This window comes from Lactobacillus sp. PV037 (genome assembly GCF_014522345.1).
In the GTDB taxonomy this organism is placed as follows: domain Bacteria; phylum Bacillota; class Bacilli; order Lactobacillales; family Lactobacillaceae; genus Lactobacillus.
Window position 1 is genome coordinate 1,465,216 of record NZ_CP041987.1, and the last position, 20,563, is coordinate 1,485,778.

20 protein-coding genes are annotated in these 20,563 nt (G+C 32.5%); 8 read left to right on the forward strand and 12 right to left on the reverse strand.

Going from position 1 to position 20,563, the window contains the following annotated elements; genetic code table 11:
• The 6 genes from FP435_RS07795 to FP435_RS07820 form a co-directional block, all read right to left on the reverse strand.
• Positions 1 to 2,769, reverse strand: a complete 2,769-nt coding sequence (locus tag FP435_RS07795) for a DEAD/DEAH box helicase (protein WP_265483721.1) — start codon at positions 2,767 to 2,769, stop codon at positions 1 to 3.
• A gap of 56 nt (positions 2,770 to 2,825) precedes the next feature.
• Entirely contained in the window at positions 2,826 to 3,677 is an 852-nt protein-coding gene (locus FP435_RS07800; RefSeq protein ID WP_265483722.1) for an alpha/beta hydrolase, read from the reverse strand.
• Positions 3,678 to 3,679: 2 nt separating this feature from the next.
• Positions 3,680 to 4,594 carry an amidohydrolase family protein gene (locus tag FP435_RS07805; RefSeq protein WP_265483723.1) on the reverse strand — a complete coding sequence of 305 codons (915 nt, stop codon included), beginning with the start codon at positions 4,592 to 4,594 and terminating at the stop codon, positions 3,680 to 3,682.
• A 12-nt stretch (positions 4,595 to 4,606) separates the two neighbouring features.
• A complete protein-coding gene (locus FP435_RS07810) occupies positions 4,607 to 5,434 on the reverse strand; it encodes an exodeoxyribonuclease III (protein WP_265483724.1) in 828 nt (275 codons plus the stop codon).
• 115 nt (positions 5,435 to 5,549) lie between these two features.
• Complete coding sequence (locus tag FP435_RS07815) at positions 5,550 to 5,801, reverse strand: GlsB/YeaQ/YmgE family stress response membrane protein (protein ID WP_265483725.1); 252 nt, start codon at positions 5,799 to 5,801, stop codon at positions 5,550 to 5,552.
• Between the two features lie 38 nt (positions 5,802 to 5,839).
• A complete protein-coding gene (locus FP435_RS07820) occupies positions 5,840 to 5,992 on the reverse strand; it encodes a CsbD family protein (RefSeq protein ID WP_265483726.1) in 153 nt (50 codons plus the stop codon).
• A gap of 739 nt (positions 5,993 to 6,731) precedes the next feature.
• On the opposite strand from FP435_RS07820, the gene FP435_RS07825 reads away from it, so the two are divergent.
• Positions 6,732 to 7,547, forward strand: coding sequence for a chloride channel protein (locus tag FP435_RS07825; RefSeq protein WP_265483727.1), 816 nt, complete (start codon positions 6,732 to 6,734; stop codon positions 7,545 to 7,547).
• 217 nt (positions 7,548 to 7,764) lie between these two features.
• On the opposite strand, the gene FP435_RS07830 is transcribed toward FP435_RS07825, so the two are convergent.
• Both FP435_RS07830 and FP435_RS07835 read right to left on the reverse strand, forming a co-directional pair.
• Positions 7,765 to 9,093: an RNA-guided endonuclease InsQ/TnpB family protein gene (locus FP435_RS07830; protein ID WP_265483728.1), complete on the reverse strand. Its 1,329-nt coding sequence runs from the start codon at positions 9,091 to 9,093 to the stop codon at positions 7,765 to 7,767.
• A gap of 30 nt (positions 9,094 to 9,123) precedes the next feature.
• Complete coding sequence (locus FP435_RS07835; protein ID WP_265483729.1) at positions 9,124 to 9,726, reverse strand: IS607 family transposase; 603 nt, start codon at positions 9,724 to 9,726, stop codon at positions 9,124 to 9,126.
• Positions 9,727 to 9,861: 135 nt separating this feature from the next.
• Here FP435_RS07835 and FP435_RS07840 point away from each other — a divergent pair, with 135 nt between their 5' ends.
• The 5 genes from FP435_RS07840 to FP435_RS07860 all read left to right on the forward strand — a co-directional run bounded on the left by FP435_RS07840 (position 9,862) and on the right by FP435_RS07860 (position 14,772).
• Positions 9,862 to 10,377: a chloride channel protein gene (locus FP435_RS07840; protein ID WP_265484658.1), complete on the forward strand. Its 516-nt coding sequence runs from the start codon at positions 9,862 to 9,864 to the stop codon at positions 10,375 to 10,377.
• Positions 10,378 to 10,667: 290 nt separating this feature from the next.
• On the forward strand, positions 10,668 to 11,666 hold the full coding sequence (gene trpX, locus FP435_RS07845; protein ID WP_265483730.1) for a tryptophan ABC transporter substrate-binding protein: 999 nt from the start codon (positions 10,668 to 10,670) through the stop codon (positions 11,664 to 11,666).
• Positions 11,663 to 12,559, forward strand: coding sequence for an ABC transporter permease (locus FP435_RS07850; protein ID WP_265483731.1), 897 nt, complete (start codon positions 11,663 to 11,665; stop codon positions 12,557 to 12,559). Before trpX ends, FP435_RS07850 begins: the two co-directional genes overlap by 4 nt.
• On the forward strand, positions 12,556 to 13,320 hold the full coding sequence (locus FP435_RS07855) for an ABC transporter ATP-binding protein (RefSeq protein WP_265483732.1): 765 nt from the start codon (positions 12,556 to 12,558) through the stop codon (positions 13,318 to 13,320). Before FP435_RS07850 ends, FP435_RS07855 begins: the two co-directional genes overlap by 4 nt.
• A 73-nt stretch (positions 13,321 to 13,393) precedes the next feature.
• Positions 13,394 to 14,772 (forward strand): IS3 family transposase gene (locus tag FP435_RS07860; RefSeq protein WP_265483733.1). Its coding sequence is split into 2 segments (ribosomal slippage): positions 13,394 to 13,874 and positions 13,874 to 14,772, totalling 1,380 coding nucleotides; the frame shifts between segments, so codons are not numbered across the junction.
• A 31-nt stretch (positions 14,773 to 14,803) separates the two neighbouring features.
• Here the strand turns inward: FP435_RS07860 and FP435_RS07865 are convergent.
• Both FP435_RS07865 and FP435_RS07870 read right to left on the reverse strand, forming a co-directional pair.
• Positions 14,804 to 16,192, reverse strand: coding sequence for an IS3 family transposase (locus tag FP435_RS07865; protein ID WP_265482988.1), 1,389 nt, complete (start codon positions 16,190 to 16,192; stop codon positions 14,804 to 14,806).
• 136 nt (positions 16,193 to 16,328) lie between these two features.
• Positions 16,329 to 17,372 (reverse strand): AI-2E family transporter, encoded by a 1,044-nt coding sequence (locus FP435_RS07870; protein ID WP_265483734.1) that lies wholly within the window; start codon positions 17,370 to 17,372, stop codon positions 16,329 to 16,331.
• 132 nt (positions 17,373 to 17,504) lie between these two features.
• Between FP435_RS07870 and FP435_RS07875 the strand changes: the two genes are divergently transcribed.
• Positions 17,505 to 18,344, forward strand: coding sequence for a DegV family protein (locus FP435_RS07875; RefSeq protein ID WP_265483735.1), 840 nt, complete (start codon positions 17,505 to 17,507; stop codon positions 18,342 to 18,344).
• 38 nt (positions 18,345 to 18,382) lie between these two features.
• Here the strand turns inward: FP435_RS07875 and FP435_RS07880 are convergent, their stop codons facing one another.
• Positions 18,383 to 18,919 (reverse strand): SLAP domain-containing protein, encoded by a 537-nt coding sequence (locus FP435_RS07880; RefSeq protein WP_265483736.1) that lies wholly within the window; start codon positions 18,917 to 18,919, stop codon positions 18,383 to 18,385.
• Between the two features lie 344 nt (positions 18,920 to 19,263).
• On the opposite strand from FP435_RS07880, the gene FP435_RS07885 reads away from it, so the two are divergent.
• Positions 19,264 to 20,127 (forward strand): SEC10/PgrA surface exclusion domain-containing protein, encoded by an 864-nt coding sequence (locus FP435_RS07885; RefSeq protein WP_265483737.1) that lies wholly within the window; start codon positions 19,264 to 19,266, stop codon positions 20,125 to 20,127.
• A 132-nt stretch (positions 20,128 to 20,259) separates the two neighbouring features.
• Here FP435_RS07885 and FP435_RS07890 read toward each other — a convergent pair whose 3' ends face one another.
• Entirely contained in the window at positions 20,260 to 20,520 is a 261-nt protein-coding gene (locus FP435_RS07890) for a hypothetical protein (RefSeq protein ID WP_265483738.1), read from the reverse strand.
• Positions 20,521 to 20,563: the final 43 nt, after the last annotated feature.

Here is a 20,563-nt window from a genome sequence, read left to right on the forward strand (position 1 = left end):
TTAATTTTCTCCCAATACTTCTTCTTTTTTGCTTTCGGTTAAAGGAGTCGCTAATAGTAAGTCCATTCCTACCACTGATTTTTTCTTTGGCCCAATTACTTCTTCTTTGATCGTTTCTCTATCTATTGTGGCTTGTCCCAAATAACTAAATTGCTTTCCCCAAGCATCACTTTCTTTAATAAAAACATGAATTTTCATATTAGGCGTATTCAGCAATTTATCAACCTCTGGTGAATTTAAATGCCGCGGACTGCGAGTATACCAACGCAATCTTTTGCCATCACTTAAATTATTTTTATAAACAGCATTTCTCTTAGTCTCATCTTGTTTTTGATAAGTAACAAAAATTGGGGTCTCTTTTTCATCTACACGATAGCCATACATTGGTGCAGAAACATCTTTTGGCCAATTTAGCAAGCGACAAACATCTTTGCGTGAATATTTTTGATATAAAGTAAATTGTTGAGTTTGGTGATAATCCTTACTCAATAGTAGTCCTGTTTCTACTACATCCTGAAATAATTTTTTAAATTCTGGATTTTTTAAACTGGCATTTAATTCCTTGTTTAAAGAGAAGTTATTTTTACTAAACTCTATCAAGCTTTGATTGCCATACTGTTGTTTTTTAGTAGTTTTGCCTTGTTTGACATCAAAAAAATTAAGCGACAAGATGTGTATTATCGACGATAAAATTTCTTCATTGTAGTAAGCTGGGGCTTTTTTAAGTTCAGCTTTGAATTCCGCCAACTCGACCATCTTATTTTTCAATAGCATTTTTAACAACAATAACTCATGAATTCTTTTTCCATTTAGTAATTCTTTAGTTAGAAAAGTTAATACCTGATTCTGCCAATCAGTTAGTAGTACTTCTTCACCCATTTTTTGTAAAAAGTCTCCGTAGTGGTTTAACAATTTATTATTTGCATATAACATTGGCAGGGATGGTTGCACTTGATAGAGATCCTGCAAATATGGCACCCGCCCAAGGCGATTTTTAACTTCTAAATATTGCTGGCGTAAATTTGCAATTGAATCTAGTTTAATTTTTGCTAAAGAGTTTAAAATTTTTTGACTTGCTATTTGCGTAAAGTTAATCGTCGAGACATCAATTGTTTCTGGAAAACGCACCTTATTACGCAATCGATCTTTATCCAACTGCGCTTTTTCATTAAATGTCATCGGAATTAGATAATTATTTTTATAATTTCCAATAAAGTCAATTACCGTTACAAAATCTTTTTTGGGGTATTTACGTAATCCTCTTCCAAGCTGTTGCAAAAAAACGATGCTCGACTGCGTGTTGCGGAGCATAATAATTTGATTTAATTCTGGAATATCGATTCCTTCATTAAACAAATCCACCGTAAAAATATATTCTATCGCTCCTGATTTTAGTTGGTTAACAACCTCTTGACGTCTTTTGTTGCTATCAGCATTTGTTAAAGCGAATGCTGGGTGACCATTTTGTGTAAAAAGTTTTGCTAACTCTGCTGCTTCGTCAAGCTTACTACAAAAAACTAGACCTCTTGCTTTTTCTCCTGAATAGCCATAGTATTGAATTTCCTTTAATAGATAATTTACTCGCGCCTCTGAAGTTAACTTACGCAAATTACTAGTTTCAGTAATTACTTCATCATTAGCCTCATAATCCTGTACTCCCACATAATGAAATGGAGTTAACATTCCTTGCTTTAAAGCATCTGCTAATCTAATTTCAAAAGCTAAATTATAATCAAATATTTCAAAAATATTTTGTTCATCCATTCGTTCAGGAGTTGCTGTCATCCCTAACCAAAATTTCGGTTTAAAATGCCGCATAATTTTTTGGTAGCTCGGCGCCGCCGTCCGATGCGCTTCATCAATTAAAATATAGTCATACGTTTCAGGAGGAATTTTTGCTAAGATTTCATCTTGGCTCATACTTTGCACAGTCGCAAAAGTATATTTTTTACTTAAATCATGACTAGTTCCGCTAAAAATCCCAAATTTTTCTTTAGTTTCATCCAGCACTTTTTCAAAACTAGTTAGAGATTTTTCTGCAATTTGTTGGCGATGAACAAGGTATAAAAATTTTTGTGGTTGAAATTTTTTGACTGCAAAAGCTCCTAGATATGTTTTCCCTGTTCCTGTAGCTGAAACAATCAAAGCTTTATTTTTCTTTTGTTTCATTAACTCAGTTAATTTTTCTAAGGCTGCTTGTTGCATAGCATTAGGAGTAATTTTTTCAGTATGTTTAGACAAAGCTACTTGTTTTATCGGTTGCCAATTACGTGCATACTCTTTAAGCCATTTAGTTGTTAGGGGAATAGAAGTTTGCGATAGATTTAGTATTTCCTGTTTTAGTTGCTGGGTTAGCACTTCGTTTTCTAACGAATCTACTTTTAGTGACCATTCATAATTTTTTAGTAAGGCGCTGCGCGTAAAGTTGGCACTGCCAATAATTATGGTTTGTCGATTCGGATGATCAAATAAGTAGCCTTTTGCGTGAAAACCATCTTCTTGAGCAATTTTTACAGTTAAATTGGGAATTTTTTGTAATTCTTCAAATACTTTAGGACTATTGAAATTTAAATAACTACCAGTAATCAGTGTGCCTGTTACGTTATTTTCGGCTAAATCTTCCAAGATTACCTTAAGTGGTGTCAGCATATTTTCACTAATAAATGCTACTACCCAAGTAAATGAACTAGCCGCTTTTAGCTCTTCTTTGATACGAGTCCAAATGTTTTGCTTGTTAGTATTTAATAGTAATTCATCTTTTTGTCCCATAGCCTTGTCTCTTTCTAAAAAACCTCAACTACTTTTTCTGTAGTTGAGATTTCACTTTATTTATTCCATAAAAATTTTATCAATACTTTATCGACTTGTTTATTTTCATGTAATTTTGAATGTTGGGCGTTTTTTCCTGTAAACTTAACAACTTTATATGATTTTGCTCTAGTTGCTACTAAATACTTTAATGATAAAGAAGATACATTAGGTACAGTTCCATCTGTTTTTCCACCAATATCACCAATAATATTCAAAACGGCAACCTGGTTTTTAGGATAAATTTTTCTAACTTTTGTCATTTCTTTATACGATGCATTCATCTTATTTGGTTTACCTGCACTATTTAGCTTCAAGTTAGCTGGTTGACGAATACTCTTAGGAGCCCGAGCAAAATCAAGTCCTGCAAAATGTCCTGCAATATCTACTTGTTTTTGTAGCTGCGGCATTTTTTTATTTTGACCATTTTGTAACATATAGTAGATAATTGAAATATTTCCTGCAGAATGTCCAACCATATTCATCTTTTTAATACCATATGTCTTTTGTAATGTCTTTACCACATTTGTAGCATATTGTCCGTACACTTTAAAATTCATATTGCGGTTATTTTCATAATTTACTTCGACAATCGGATTTTTTGCATTTTTTGACCAAGTACCAATTAAAGAGACTTTGCCCTTTTTATCAACATTTGCTCGAATTACTGAATGAGTAACTCCCGCTTTTTCTGCAGCTTGAACCATCTGCTCTTCAGCATGATAAGAGCTACCTCCACCATGAAAAAATAATGTTGGTGTTGCAGTAACTTTGGTAGTTTTAGCTGATAAATTTTGATTTCCACAACCAGTTGTTAAAATAGCTAATATAGTAGTTAGTAAACTAAGCAAAAATATTTTTTTCTTCATTACTATTCACCACTAACCAGCTTTTGATAATTTTTATAAAAAATATCCTCCATCTTGGTAACTGGTAAGTTTAACTCTTCAAGTGCATCTACAATAATCTTAGTTGCACCTGCTGGTTTTACCCCAAATGGGGCATCAGTCCCAAACAGTACATGATCACTTCCATAGTAATCTAATGCTAATTTAAGAGCTGGCGCATTACCCAAAATAGCAGTATCAACATAGAACTTTTTAAAATCTGCTGCCTGCTCTTGAGGCAAAATATGATTAATTCTTCCAGCAAAAAATGGTACCATTGCTCCAGCATGATGGATAATAATTTTTATTGTGGGATATTTTTCAAAAATATTTGCCTGTACTAATTGCAGCATTGCTTGCGATAATTCATATTCCCAAGAAAATACTAAATTATTATCTGGTTTACGCACGTCAAATACTGGATGTAGCCAAAGTGGCACATTTAATTTAGCAGCAGTTGCAAAAATTGGCTCATATTCAGGTGCAGCAATACTTTTACCTAAATGACGAGTGAAAATTTGAGCTCCCACCAAAGAAGAGGAATGTGCAATCTCTTCTAAAATGTCACAACTAGCCTTTACATTATTTAAGGCCAACATTCCTACTCCACTTTCAAAATAATCCGGAAATTTTTCAATAATCTTTGCCAGTTCTCGATTACCTGCTTGAGCTAACTGTGCTGCTTCATTAGATTCTGCAAAATCTTCAGCATTAATATTTGCAAAAGAAAGTACCTGTTTTATATCTTTAGCTGGCCATGTTTTGATTCTTTCATCTAAATCGACTAGTGCTGGAATATTAATAAAAGGGAACTTCTGAGGAATTGTTTTATCAATTTTTAGCATCTCTTGATAATAATTTTTAGGTAAAATATGGGCAAAACTATCAATTTTTTTCATTTTATTACTCCCTTATATTTCAATTTCTAATAAAATTGGACAGTGATCTTTTCTTTCACCACTGTCAATCATTTCTGAGCGTTTAATATTAGCAGCAATTCGGTTGGAAACGAGGTAATAATCAATCCGCCACCCTGAATTATTTTGTTTACTAGTACGAACTCTTTGTGCCCACCAAGTATACTGTCCTTCCACTTTTCCATTAACTTTTCTAAAGGTATCAGTAAAGCCAGCTTCTAATAATTTATGAAAGCCTGAGCGTTCTTTATCAGTAAAGCCAGCATTATGATGATTGTTTGCGGGATGCTTCAAATCAATCTCTTCATGGGCCACATTGTAGTCACCACTTGCAATAACCGGCTTTTGAGCATCAAGTTTTTTTAAATACTCAGTATATTGCTGATCCCAAATTTGTCGATCTTCTAAGCGTTTTAATTCATTACCAGAATTAGGAGTATATACTTGGGTCACAAAAAACTTTTCAAATTCTAAAGTTAAAATTCTTCCTTCATAATCCATTGTATCTGGGGCATCAATTACTGGATAAGAGGCTTGCGGTGCATAAGTATTTTTATATAAAAACATTGTTCCAGCATAACCTTTTCTAGCTGGTTCTTCCGATGAGCGCCAGACATAATTATATTCTGGAAACATTTGTCCTAAAATTTCTTGATGTTTTTTTGTAGGACCAGTAGAACGTAATTTTGTTTCTTGAATTGCAATTACATCGGGATTATTAGCAGTAATAGTTTGTAAAACTTTACGTGTTTCTTTAGCTCTATCTGAATCACTGGTTAATGCAGCATTTAGAGAATCAATATTCCATGAAATTAAAATCATTATTTTTACCTACTTTATTTCAATTCTTTCAAAAATATTATACTCGTTATTTTTTCTTAGCGCAGAATAGAAAAATAGAAATTCTTTTTCTCCAAATTAAAAAGCAGCCTTTCAGCTACTTTCTTGCCATATTCAAAATCCATGATACAACTATTACCAAAATTACTGCTCCTAATATCGAAGGAATAATTGCCATTCCTGCTAATTGAGGTCCCCATGCACCAAGTAACCATTCACCTACCGAAGACCCAATTAAACCAGCAATAATATTCAAAATCCAATTCATTGAGCCACCTTTGTGAGTAATTGCTCCTGCAATTACTCCAATCAGGCCTCCAACAATTAGTACCCAAATCCAATGTAACATAGTGAACCTCCTTTAAATTTTTAATTTTAAATTATCTATTATTTCTCTTCCAATTCTGCTTTTTTCTTTTCTAAATCTTCTTTAAGCTTCTCTGCTTTTTCTTTTGCTTTTCCTTTAAGTTGTTGTGCCTTTCCTTCAACTTCTTTTGCTTTTCCTTTTAATTTGTCTTTTAAGCCCGAATCTTTATTCATAAATTATTTTCCTCTCATATTTCTTTTTCTGTTTGTCTGTATCTTAATATTACCTAATTCTGGTCAATTAAGTAATTTATATGCATTTAATTATAGCTTCTTACGAATTCCTTAATCTATTAAAAATATATGAGATACTTTTATGGATATATATTTAAAAAGCCCTAAATTTTCTTTTTCTAAAACTTTTTCCTATCTATTTTTGTATAATAAACTTAAGCTTATTATTTAGAAGGAGTTATTCATGATTTCTCTTTTATCATTTTTACTAGCAATTTTGATCATCTGGCTCTTGCTTAAGCTAGGGATTGGTATCATTAAAATTGTCTTTTTTATAATTGCTGCGATTATAATTTTTTCTATAGCAGCTTATATTTTAGTTCCCCTACTTATTATTCTCGTAATCTTCTTACTGGGAAAATTAATTTTATAATTCCAAATGAAAAGGCACTATCAATCTGATTTGATAGTACCTTTTTTCATAGTTAATTAAGTATAACTAGGAAAGTAATTTTTTGGGGGAAAATAATATGAATAAGATAGTTGGATTCTATCTAAATATGAACTATTACTAGCTTGTAATAGGAAGGAAAAAGGTTTATCTTTCTGCCTTCATCTTTACAATACCACCCTTACTTGAAAAAATAAAATAATAAGTATTATTTTAAAAAATAGTTTCATATGAAACAGGTGTCGCTATATAATATTCTAAGTATTTTCATTAGAAAAGAGGAATTTTGTGTTACCTGCGAAAAAAATTCTCGCTAAGCCTTTTACCTCTACTATATTAAGAATATTAGGCCAAGGTATTTTCATAGGTTTGAGTATTGGACTTGTTGTCAGCATTTTTAGAATTCTATTAGATCACAGTATCAAATTATTGTATGTTTTGTATCCCTATTTATCTTCCCACCCAGTTTGGATACTTCCATTTATTATCTTTACCATCTTGCTCTGTTTTGTAGTGGGACAAATTATTAAGCCACAAATTAATAATTTGGCTGGTTCAGGAATTTCTCAACTTCAAGCCATGCTCTTAGATGAAAATTCCATGCCTTGGTTTACAATTCTTTGGCGCAAATTTATTGGGACTCTTTTAGCACTTGCGCCTGGATTATTCTTGGGTCGTGAAGGTCCTTGTATTGAAATGGGAGCAATGATTGCGACTGGTTATGCAAATGATTTCTTTTACACTAATCCGCAAGATACTAAAATTCTGCAATATGCTGGAATTGCGGCTGGTTTAAGTGCAGCTGTTAGTGCCCCTTTTGCAGGTGTTTTCTTCTTAGTTGAAGAAATTTCTTCTTCATTTAAACCCAAAGAAGTACTGACTGCACTAGCTGCAGCTGCCTCTGCTGATTTAGTTACTTTAATTTTCTTTGGAAATCGCCCAGTACTATATTTACCCATCGCCCATAAATTACCTGTTTCTTCTTATTGGTCATTAGTATTAGTAGGGATTGGAGCTGGTCTTCTGGCTTATTCATACCAGTGGAGTTTGCTCAATGCTAAATGGATTTTTAGCAAATTAAAAATCATTCCACGTCAATGTTAGAAAATATTATGTACATTATATCAAATTGTATTATTTGAATACATTTTAAGGCCTTTGTATATAAGAATACTTAATTTTTATCTCTCATATCATTTCAAAACTACTTTATAACGCTCTACTTAATTTTTCCTTTAAGCAAAACTAATAGACAACTTTACTTGAAAATCAACGATTCGACTACTCATTAAGTCAATTATTTTCTTTGTTAAGTGCCTGTTTAAATAACAGGATTCCATTTAACTGGACTTAACACTAAGCCCGCTATCCCTTTGGCAAATTCTGCTTTAGGGAATACTTTTTTGATTATTTGAAAAGCTCCATTAACGTCCGCATTTATTAACTTTCCATCATTACTTTTGAAAAGTCCTCGATGAATGCGTCTATTAGCTGGATGGATTCCTTGCTTTTTACGGCTATTATTACCATTATTCCAACAAGGTTTTTCTTGATCTAAAAAGCTTGTTTGACTGGTATAAGCTTCATTAGTAGCTATCACAGTTATTCCTACTAAATTAGCCTTATATTTGATCAACTGGATCATTTTATCATGAGGAATACCAATGAAATTTTGGTTATTTCTTTTCCCCATATCAGCACTTCTTTTCCAATTTTTATTCTTACCAATCACAATTGTATTTGCATCACAGCTTAGCGCATATTCAACGATACGCTTAGATGCTTTGTGTGCAAATTGTTCTATCTTGCGATTACGCCAATTGGTTAAATGTTTCATAGCCTTAGTTTCTTGATAAACTGGCTTTTGTCCTTGTTTAGTATTTATAATAGTTTCTAATTGATGATATTTAGCTTGCAAACTTTTTAGTCTTGAACGTTCTTTATTGTAATACTGATTGATTGATTTTAAAGCTTTACCATTGATTAATAATGGTTTTTGACCATTATTTGATACACAAGCAAAAGCATTGTCAATACCTGGATCAATACCAATATAATTATGATTGTCAGGTAAGTAGGCGATTTTCTTATTAGTCTTATAAGGAACTATTACTTTATATCCACCAAAGACTGGTTTAAAAATTACTCTTTGAATTTTTTCGATATTTGCTTGCAATTTTAATTTAAAATCAAGTTTTGGAATCACTAAATATCCGTCCTTAATCTTAGCGTTTTGATTAGTTACATAAAATGCATGACGTACGCTACCTTTAAGATATCTAGGTATTCTAGGTCTACCACTAAATTTACTCGGGTTTACCTGATAAGCTTTTAAAGCAGCAGCCCAAGCTTTCCAAATATGAGTAGTTTCTTTTAAAGTCTGTTGAGCAGATTGAACATAAGGAAAAGCGTGGTAGAGCATGCTTTCACGTTGCTCATACTTTTGCTTAAAAATTCTATTTAAGTCTTGATAAGATAACCAGCCTTTACGCTTAAACAAACTTTGTCTTAACTGATAAAGCGCTGCATTATAGAGTTTATGAGCGCTCTGGCTTGCCTGATCAAGTAAATGATTGCCTTTAACATAATAAGTGCTAGCTAGATATTCATACTGAGTAGAACTTCTTGAAACAACCTTTTTTCTTGTCAAAATTTTCACCTCCTTTCTAAAAGTACAAGCTTAATCTTTCAAATCCTTTAAACGCTTTTCAAGTTTTTTTCTTTCAGATCTACGATGAGAATACATTCTCATTGAAAAACAGTGAAGCAAACTGATAATCTCTTCAAAAAGTTCTTGTTGGTCTGTTTTAGGATTTTCTTCATCTGAAATTACTACAATTTCTGTATTATAGCGGTCAAATAAATACTTAAATAGATCAAAGCCAACACGTGATAAGCGATCTTTATGAGTAATAACTACTTGTTTAACTTTCCCTTGTAAAACTAAGTCTAAAAGTTTAAAAAAATCATCACGGTTCTTAAAGGAAATACCTGAAGCAATATCTTGATAGACTTGAGTTAATTCAATTCCCTTAGCTTCAGCAAATTCTCTTAATTCCTCAGCTTGATGTTTTAAGTCATTTTTTTGTTTATAAGTAGAAACACGTGCATAAGCTAGTGAAATACGCTTCTTGCCCTTAAGCTTTAATGCAAAAACGTCATCTGCATTAAAGTCAAAATGACCGTTAGGTAGTTCCTTAGCACGGATATATCCACGTCTTCGATAACGCATTAATGTTGAGCGACTAATATTTAATGTAGTAAGAACTTCTCTTGCCTTCATAAATCCTCCTTTCTCATTTTATTATATCATAATATATCAAAATATTATTTTTCAATTTAAAAAATACTAGTTATTAATTCAATAACTAGTATTTGATATAATCTACATAATATTTTCTAACTATATCATAGTATTATTCCTTTTCTTTTAGTTATCCCCATCGGATTAATTTTTCCGCGGACCTTAGGTGGATCTCATTCTTTAATCGATATTCTCTACCACAATCCCATTATTGTTAAGCAAGAACGTTTAGGTGATCTGACCTGGTTATTAATTCCAATTATTTTCTTCATTTTACGTTTTGTTTTTTCAATGATTTGTTATGCCAGTTCCTTACCAGGTGGGATTTTTATGCCTAATTTAGTTTTAGGCTCGCTTTTAGGATTAATTTTTTCTACTATTTTAATCCACCTCCACTTAATTCCCAGTGCAAATTATACTAACATTATTATTGTATCAATGGCTGCCTACTTAGGTGCCTGTCTCCATGCTCCTTTCACTGCAATCATGCTTTTGACAGAAATCGTAGGAACCGTAGAGCAAGTGTTACCCATGATTATGGCTGTCTTTATTGCTTCAGTAGTTCTTTCAACCTTAGGTGGTCGTCCACTGTATGCTAGTTTGAGAAAACAGATGGGCTTTAAAGTCTAAAATATATTTGAATTAAAAAAAATAATTGATATAATAAAATCAAATATTAAATCAATTTCTTAGAAAGGAAAATTACTATGCAAGCTCAAACAAATCTTCGTTGGCAATTCCAGCATTAGGGTTGTTTCTGGTAAACAGATACGACCCAAGTAGGTTTCGTATCTGTGCTGGTAATTTTCTTTTATAATTTAAACCCGCACAGAGTATCTTTTTACCCTGCTGCGGGTTTTGCTTTTACTGCATCTCCTGTTTTATTAGCAGGGGATGCTTTTTTACTTGGAGCTATTTATATGAAAAAATTAGTCACAACTATCATACTTTTATTTATATTTTTAATAACAGCATTTTTTGTTGAATCCAACGATAATGCTACTAATAATTCTGCTAGTAAACCAATAGTGGGAATTTTACAAACTGTTAGCCATCCCTCTTTAGATGAAATCCATCGTGGAATTATTGCTGGACTTAAAGAAGATGGGTACGTTAACCACAAAAACATTACTATTGATTTTGAAAATGCCCAAGGAGATCAAAGCAACTTAAAATCAATGAGTGACCGTTTTATTCAAAAAAACGCTAAAGTTACTATTGGTATTGCTACTCCAGCTGCTCAAGCACTAGCTAATGAGCCAGGAAAAACACCAGTTATTATGGGAGCAATCAGTGATCCAATTGGTAGTGGACTTGTCCATAGTCTAGAACACCCCGGTGGAAAAGTTACTGGAGTTAAAGATATGCAACCAATTAAGCAACAACTCGATTTAATTCAAGCTTTTCTTCCTAAATTAAAAGACATTGGCGTTCTTTATACTTCAAGTGATGATTCTTCTACCTCAGAATTTAAAGAATTCAAAAGACTTGCCCAGCAACGCAAGTTACGTGTGCATCCCTATACTATTACTTCAACCAATGATATCCAGCAAGTAGCTCAAACCATGGCTGGCCAAGTTCAAGCAGTTTATGTCCCAACTGATAATACAGTAGCTTCAGGATTTTCGAGCTTAATTAAAATCACTAATCAAGCTCACCTACCCGTTTTCCCGGCCGTTGATGCAATGGTAAAAAGTGGTGGGGTTGCTGCAACTTATGTTAGCCAATTTGATATGGGAAAAGCTACTGGAAAAATTGCTGCTGAAGTTTTAAAAGGAAAAAATCCTAGTGAAATTCCAGTTAAAGTTATCCACAACTATTCCACAATCATCAACGAAAAAGCTGCAAATGAGTTGCATCTTCAAATTCCAACCGCAATTATTAAACAAGCACAAAAGAAAGGAAGTATTATTAAATGAGTTTAATTACCTCAACCATTGGTCAAGGATTAATTTGGGCAATTTTAGCTTTAGGTCTTTACTTAAGTTTTCGAATTTTAGATATTGCTGATATGACTGTTGAAGGAACTTTTCCTTTTGGTGCAGCTGTTTGTGTGAGTTCTTTAGTCCACGGCGTTAATCCTTGGGTTGCTACCCTGCTTTCTTTTATTGCTGGTTTAATCACTGGAGCAGTCACTGGTTTACTTTATACCAAAGGGAAAATTCCAGTTTTACTAGCCGGAATTTTAACTATGACAGGAATTTACTCAGTTAACCTCCACATTTTAGGTAAAGCTAATGTTGGACTTTTAAACCATGCCACACTTTTTAGTGGAAAGTTTTTAGCTAATTTGCCAGATGGTTTTGCCAGTGTAACAGTTGGTTTAATCGCTGCAGTAGTAATTGTAATTTTGGTTGCTTTGTTTCTTAATACAGAATTAGGTCAAAGTTTTATTGCAACTGGTGACAATGAAAAAATGGCTCGTTCTCTAGGAATTAATACTGATAACATGAAGATTTTAGGCCTCATGATTTCAAATGGTTTAATTGGGCTAAGTGGTGGCCTCATCGCCCAAAATAGTGGTTACGCTGATGTTAACCAAGGAATCGGGACAATTGTTATTGGACTAGCTGCAATTATCATCGGAGAAGTTTTTTATCGCAATCTTTCGTTAACAGCACGTTTAATTGCTGTTGTCGTCGGTAGCATTCTTTATCGCTTTGTTTTATTAATTGTTTTACAACTCGGATTTAGTACTAATGACTTTAAATTACTCTCAGCAATCATTTTAGCAATTTGCTTAATGTTGCCACTTTTTGAAAATAAATTTCATTTACGTAAATCAATTAAGAAAGGAGTAGAAAAGCCATGAACCAAGAGATTTTAAAACTTAAAAATATTAACACCGTTGTTAATGCGGGCAGCAGTGATGAAAAAAAGATCCTAAAGAATTTAAATCTTACTCTTCATCAAGGAGACTTTGTTACCTTACTCGGAACTAATGGGGCGGGAAAATCTACTTTATTAAATGTTATCAATGGCTCCTTGATGCCAGCTAGTGGTGAAGTTTTTCTTAAAGGAAAAAATATTACTCGCTTAAACGATGTCAAAAGAACAAAATATATTGCCCAAGTTTTTCAAGATCCTAAAATGGGAACCGCACCTAGAATGACAGTAGCTGAAAACTTATTACTAGCTACTAAGCGTGGTCAACGCCGCACCTTAAAATTAAGAAAACTTGACCAACAGCTGGACTTCTTCAAAGAAAAAACCGCCCAACTTCCTAATGGATTACAGGAGCGGTTAAATACCTTTGCAGGTAATTTATCTGGTGGGCAACGTCAAACACTTAGTTTTTTAATGGCTACTATCACTCGGCCAGATGTATTACTATTAGACGAGCATACTGCTGCTTTAGATCCTAATACAAGTCGCGGACTACTAGAATTGACAGATAAAGTAGTTAAAACAGATAATTTAACTTGTATTATGATCACTCATCAACTTAAAGATGCTTTATTGTATGGCAATCGCACCATAATTTTAAAGGATGGACAAGTTGTTTTAGATGTTACAGGACAAGAAAGAAATAATTTAACTGAAGAAAAGATTTTAAAATATTTTGCTAACTAAAAAGATATCTGGGCGTTGTTTGAAGTGCCTCATAATTGTTAGACATAGATCTAACGATTGTGAGGTATTTTTTATGACTAAATATTCTAATGGGTTCAAAATTAAGATTGTTTCTGAATTCTTTAATCATCAAGATTCAATAAAGGGATTAAGTAGAAAGTACAATATTCCTTACTCTATGGTATATAAATGGATTCATCAGGCTGATGAAAATGGCCTTGAATCTCTTAAAATTAAACATAAGAAGATGAACTATTCTCCTGAGTTTAAGTTAAATGTGGTACGCTATTATTTAAATAATCCTAATTTAGGAATAACTCCAGTAGCTGCCAAGTTCAATATAAATTCTTCTCAGGTTTACACTTGGGTTAATAAGTTTAAAAAAGAAGGTATGGCTGGTTTACTTCCTAAGCAGAAAGGACATCCATCCAACATGCCTAAGAAACCTAAAAAGAAACAAGCTCAAAAGATAAAACTTAGTGAGAAGCAAAAATATGAAGAGAAGATTATTAAACAAGAAGCGGAAATCGAAAAATTAAAACTGGAGAATCTTGTCTTAAAAAAAGTGGCTGCCCGATATCCTCGCTATCCAACAAAGAAAAAACGCTAATTATCAAGGATATTCGGGCTAAAGTGCCAACTGTAAAGCTGAATACCTTATTTAGTCTGCTTAAGCTTAATCGAAAAACATATTATGATAACTTAAAAAATCGAATTAATAAGTGCGATAAATACGCTAAAGTTAAGAAAGAAATTAATCATATTTATTATGATGAAAGTAATGAAACATACGGTTATCGGCGTATTTGGGGCGCTTTAAAAGATACTGGTATCAATCTTGCTAAGGAAACTGTTCGTAAAATTATGCGTGATATGGGTATTAAAACCATGATTTATCATAAGAATACAGCTAAGTACAGTTCTTATAAAGGTAGCGTTGGCAAAAAGGCTCCTAATATTCTTAATCAGATCTTTGATGAGACTATCCCTTATAAGGTCTTGCATACCGATGTAACAGAATACAAATTAACTAATGGCAAAAAAGTCTATATTTCACCAATAGTTGATGAAGCATCTCTGGAAATACTGGCTTGTGCAGTTAGTTACTCTCCTGAGATGAAGACTATTTATAGGATGCTTGATGAACTTGAAGTAAATTTACCAAAAGATGCACGACCAATTTTACATTCTGATCAAGGTTTTCAATATCAAAATGCTGGTTATCAAGCCCGTCTTAAAGAAATGAATATTACACAAAGCATGTCTAGAAAAGGAAATTGTCATGATAATGCGCCAGGTGAAACTATATTCAACCTAATGAAAAGAGAATGCCTAAATCGACTTAAGATTGGCTCTCTTGAAGAGATGAAGCAAGTGTTAAGTAAGTATGTCACTTGGTTTAATAATATTCGTCGTTCCAATAAATTAAAATACACGACTCCTGTAAAATGATATGAACCCTAAAATTAGGACATATTATTAATTAGCTTTGATTCATAATCGCATTCCGATATTCAATCGGTGTGCGATTTTTTAGTACAGTTTTAATTCGTTTAGTATTGTAATATTCAATATATTCTTTGATGGCTTCTTCTAACTCATCTAAATTACTAAAATTATTTTCGAATCCATAAAACATTTCTCTTTTAAGTATGCCAAAGAAACCCTCCATCATGCCATCATCTAAAGAATTACCTTTACGTGACATACTTTGGGTTATGCCATGATTTTTAAGCCATGATTGAAAGAGAGGATGTTGATATTGCCAGCCTTGATCAGTATGAAATACTAAACCATTAAGGGCCGGATACTTTTTATAGGCCAGCTTTAACATATCCATTACTTGTTTTAAAACAGGATGACGACTTAGAGTATAAGAGACAATCTCTTGTGTGCAACCGTCCATAATTGGGGATAGATAAAGCTTTTCACCATTCAAATGAAATTCCGTCACATCTGAATACCACTTTTTATTTGGAATTACAGACTTGAAATTACGTTTAATCAAGTTACTTTTGATCTTACCTACAGTTCCACGATAGCTTGAATATTTATGCTTACGTCTAATGGCAATGCCATATAAGTGCATTTTAGTCATTAGACGTTTTACTTTCTTATGATTGATTTTAAGTCCTTCACGTTGAAGTTGTGCAGTAATTCTTCTATAACCGTAGCGATGTTTGTGCTCTTCATATACTTCTTTGATCCTTTCCATGATATTTTGGTTTTTCCTATCTTTATCATCATGTCCTTGAACATAGTAATAATTACTCCTAGATAGGTGAGGAAGGTCAGGTTTAGAATTGATCACTTTAAGCACAAAACTCACAGTCACATGAAGTTCTTGCCTTAGCTGTGTGACTGCAGAAACTATTTCTTGTGCTTTTGGTTTCTGATTCTTTGTGCCACTAAGGCATCTAATTTTTTTATAAATTCGTTCTCGACAGTAAGCTCTAAATTCTTTTGTTTGAGGTCCTTGATTTGCTTTTGAAGTTCTTGAATCTGTTTGTCTTTGTTCTGCATTAGATCTTCTACCTTTCTTATGATTAATGACATTATACCCATTTTCTTTGTATTTGCGAACCCAATTGTAAAGCATGGCCCTACTACGTAAACCAAGATCTAATGATATTTGGGACATAGTTTCGTCTCCTGAAAGAACCCTTCTAATTGCCTTTTCTTTAAATTCTATTGAATAAAAAGTATAGGGCTTATCTAGGATTTCTAATCCATATTTATCGATTAATTTAAATAAGTATCTAAGACTATCAGAGGTAATTCCATATTCTTTTCCTAATTGAAGAGAAGATTTACCGTAATATTTCCAATTATTATAAATATCAATTTTATCTTGTTTAGACAGTTTAGTCATAATAAAAAACCTCGAAATTCTTGTCCGAATTTCGGGGTTCATATCAAAATACAGAAATCGTGTATTATCAAGTATTTAAAATTTTATAAAGTGTCTAACTTTCTTATGGCACTTCAGTTTCCAGATATCTTTTTTACTAGAAAATTTTTGTTTTTCGTTTCTTCTTTTTATCTTTTCTAGGATTAATCCCAATTAATTCAATAAAGAAAGTAAAAAGTGGTACACCTACAATTAACCCCCAAGTTCCCCAGAATTTTTCAGCCACTAAAAGAATCAAAAAAGTATAAAAAATTGGTAATTGGGTTTTGCTAGCCATAAATTTTGGATTAAGAAAGTAGGCTTCAATAGCATGAATGATCAAAATTAAAATTAAGATATAAACTACATCTTTTATACCACCTACTGAATATGCGACTAGACTTAAGGGAATCAGTGAAATTATAACTCCTGCAACTGGGATTAAACTTAAAACAAAGATCATCAATCCTAAAGCCACAATCTGCGGCATTTTCAATATAATTAGTCCAATCATTGTCAGAATCGTATTACAGATAGCAATAAAAAATTGTGCTTCTAGTACTACTCCAAAAGTATCAGCAAATTTTTGTCCTAAAAATTTTAAATCTTCAAAAAACCACTTAAAACTTCCTTCTGTTACAAATAAATGTGAAAATTGATGCATTTTTTTCAATTCAAAAGTATAAAAGAAACTCAAAAATACTGACATCAATAACGCAACTGTTAAAGTACCCACATTTGTAATTGTATGAATAATAAAATTCATCCCATGACGAGCTGAACTTACTATTTCTTCTCGGTTGATATATTTTTCAATATCTTTTAATATGCCTGTCATTTGATGACTTTGATAAAAACTAATCATTGAGCGTACAATTTTAGTAATTTGTTTAGCCAACAAAGGAATATAAATAGTGACTACAAAATACAGCAATCCAAATAATAAAAGATAGATGATCCCCACAATTAGTTTCGTCGGGAAGCGAGGAATTATACTTTGAACTTTTTTGATTATATGAATCACAATATATGTAAAGATGAATGTCAGCAAAATTGTATCAATCATCGCTCGTGCTTCATATAAAATTATTCCAATTATTAAAAGTACAAAAAAACGTCTTAATAGATCATTTTGTTTTAGTTTACTCCAAGGATTATTCATTTTTCTACCCATTCTACTTTGTGTTTTCTACTACAAAGTATAACATTCGTTTTAATTGACACAATTCACTTTTTTGCCTAAGCTTATATTAATAAAAGTATAATAATTTGATTAAATATAGTGAGGATAATCATGACAGCTAAAATTCTTACAGACTCCAGTGCTAATCTTTTAACTTCTGAATGTTCAGGTACTCCTCATGAAAACGTACCTTTGACTATTCAAGTGGGAAATAAGTCTTGGCGCGATGATGGTCACATTGATCCAACTTTACTTAAAGAAGCTCTAAGTGAAAATAGTGTTAAAACTACCACTTCCTGTCCTAATATCCATGATTGGCTAACTGCTTTTGGCGATAGTGATGAAATCTTTGTCTTTACCATTTCAGGGGCACTATCGGGAAGCTACAATGCTGCTAAGCAAGCCGCAACAGAATATCATACTACTCACCCTAAAGCTAAAATTCTTGTTTTTGATAGTCACTCAGCCGGCCCACAAGTCAAATTACTTGCCGAAAAAACTGGTGAGCTTATTAAAGAAGGACTCTCTTTTAAAGAAATAGTCAAAAAAATTGAAGATTACCAAGAACATCTTAATTTAATTTTTGCCTTACAAGATTTAACTAATCTTGTAAATAGTGGGCGTGTATCTGGCGCTGCTGCTAAGGTAATGGGGATGCTTAAATTAAATGTTATCGGGCGCGCTAGTGTTCAGGGAAAATTTGAATCCATTGGCAAAGCACGGGGGGCTAAAAAAACCTACAGTCAAATTGTAAAGAAAATGATTGAATATGGTTACAATGGCGGAAAAGTTGCTATCGACCATGTTGATAATTTAGCCGGTGCTGAAGCAATTGAGAATTTACTTTTAAGTAAATTCCCTGATGCAAAAATCACCATTGGAAAATGCGGTGGTTTATGTAGCTACTATGTCGAAAATGGTGGTTTAATGATTGGTTACGAAAGCAAATAACAATTAAAAAGGTTTACCTTATTTGAAGGTAGACCTTTTTAATTTGCTAACTTATAACCTGCCTCCTCAGCTTCTTTTTTAGAAGAAAAAAATACCATATTTAAAGATAGAATTTTATGATTTTTTTTACCCGGTAAATAAAATTTCTTAGTTGTTTTATTACCAATTATTTTTCCTACAGAACTTGTATTTACTAAAAAACCTTTTTCACTACTTTTTGCCTTCCATTGAACTGGAGCACTAGCTGCAGTTTTAGTGGAGGCTTTTTTAGTATATTTTGCGGGAATCCAAGTATTCTTGCCAATACGATACATCAATTGTTTTCGAATGGTTGCTTTAGCATAAACCTTCCATTTGGAATCTTTTTTAGCATACTTCTTAATATACTTTCCATCCTCGTTAAGTAAATGTACTTTTCCCTTACCTGAGTACTTTACAATAATCTTTCCATGCATTGCCGTTTCTTTAATACTTGCATTTACACGTTGACTTGCGAGCCAACTCATTCCTAGAGCTATCACTAAAGCCAATATAATTGCCAAAAGTTTTGCTTTAACGGCATTTTTAGAAAACATCAAATTCCTCCATTTTTAGTTCAAAGAGATATTAGTAGGTTACTATTTATTTCTTTGTTTGTAAAGTTTCTATTTAATAACACTTGTTCAAAAATATCTTCAAAAATTATTTTTAAAAAATTATCCTTATAATATGTTATTTAAATAATAATGCGTTATTTATCCCATTATAATAATATGTAAGCGCTTATTTTATTTAATATAATATGGTAAATACTGGTTATTTTATGTCCGTAAATATGTTATTAAAATTGCAATGTCATTTAATGTTGATATAATAGCATTTGTAGATTGAATTAAAGAAAAAATTATATTTATATGACCCCAAAAGGAGTAAAAATATTATGAAAAACACTAAGTTGTTATTAAAAAATGTATTTACTATTATTTTATTTGTTATTGGATTCGTTGTTGCTACTTCAATTAATTCAACTTCTGTAAAAGCTGAATCAACTTCCATTACTTTACCTAGTGGTTACACTGCTAAACGTATTGCTCAAGTTGATAATAATAAGATTTCTGCTAAAAACAAAAAAGCTTTAATTAACGCTTCTGTTAAAGGGGTTAAAGAAAACCAATTTGTTGGTGACGATGCTGACAAAAATGTTATGGTTGATGTAACTAAGTTATCTTCCAGCCAAAAGCTTGAAATCAACCGTTTTGCTCTTCGCTTGATTAACTCAGCTCGTAGTCAACTTAACAAAAAGCCTTGGGTTTTAAACAAATCTGCTATGGATTTTGCTGATAAAGTTGCTAAGCAATACCATGACAATGGCCGTAGCGTTTGGGATTCTGATCACTACGTTGCAGGTATTACTCGTGCTGCTGTTGCTTCTGGCTTAAAGAACGCTGGTCAAGTTTACGAAGATGAATCTGGTCTTCCTATTACTTCTGAATTCTCTGGTTCTACTCGTTCTATGTATGCTTTAAAGCGTCAAGTTTACTTCAATATTAAACAAATGTTATTCGGTGGTTACTATGGTACTGAATCTCAAGCTGATAACACTGCTTACTACACTGAATGGGAACACGCAGGTGACTTATTAGGTTGTCGTTCTCTTAAGGGTTACGATGCTCCAACTAAGTACTTTGGCATGAGTTTCTCAGATTTACCAAATGATCACTCTAAGATTAGCGTTCACTTCATGGGTGTTGCAAAGCGTTACATCAAGAATACTAAGAAATTCAATATTCACGCTAACCTTTAATTAAACTTCTTTCAAAATAACTCTTAGTGTAAAAAGAGGATTTGTTTTAAAACAAATCCTCTTTTTTATATTTAAAATTGAAAATTAAGAATCATAGTACTCTTTACGAATACCAACAGATATTATTATTTCTTACTTACGTACGTTACGTTTTACAGTCTTCTTAGCATGCTTTTTAGCGTGCTTCTTAGTAGTCTTTTTACTCTTCTTTGTCACATGTTTACCCTTTGGAGCTTGGCTTGCTGCTGGGTTAGTTGGAGCATCTTCTGCCTTTGCTAATGCTGGGTAACTTTCTTCTACTGTTGCAGCTTGAGCACTTGCTACGTTTGATGCAAACATAGTTCCAACTGATAATAAACTTACTAAGCTAATAACTGTTTTACGTAATTTCATAATAATCTTCTTTCCAATCTTTTAAATTTACTTATCTCTCTCA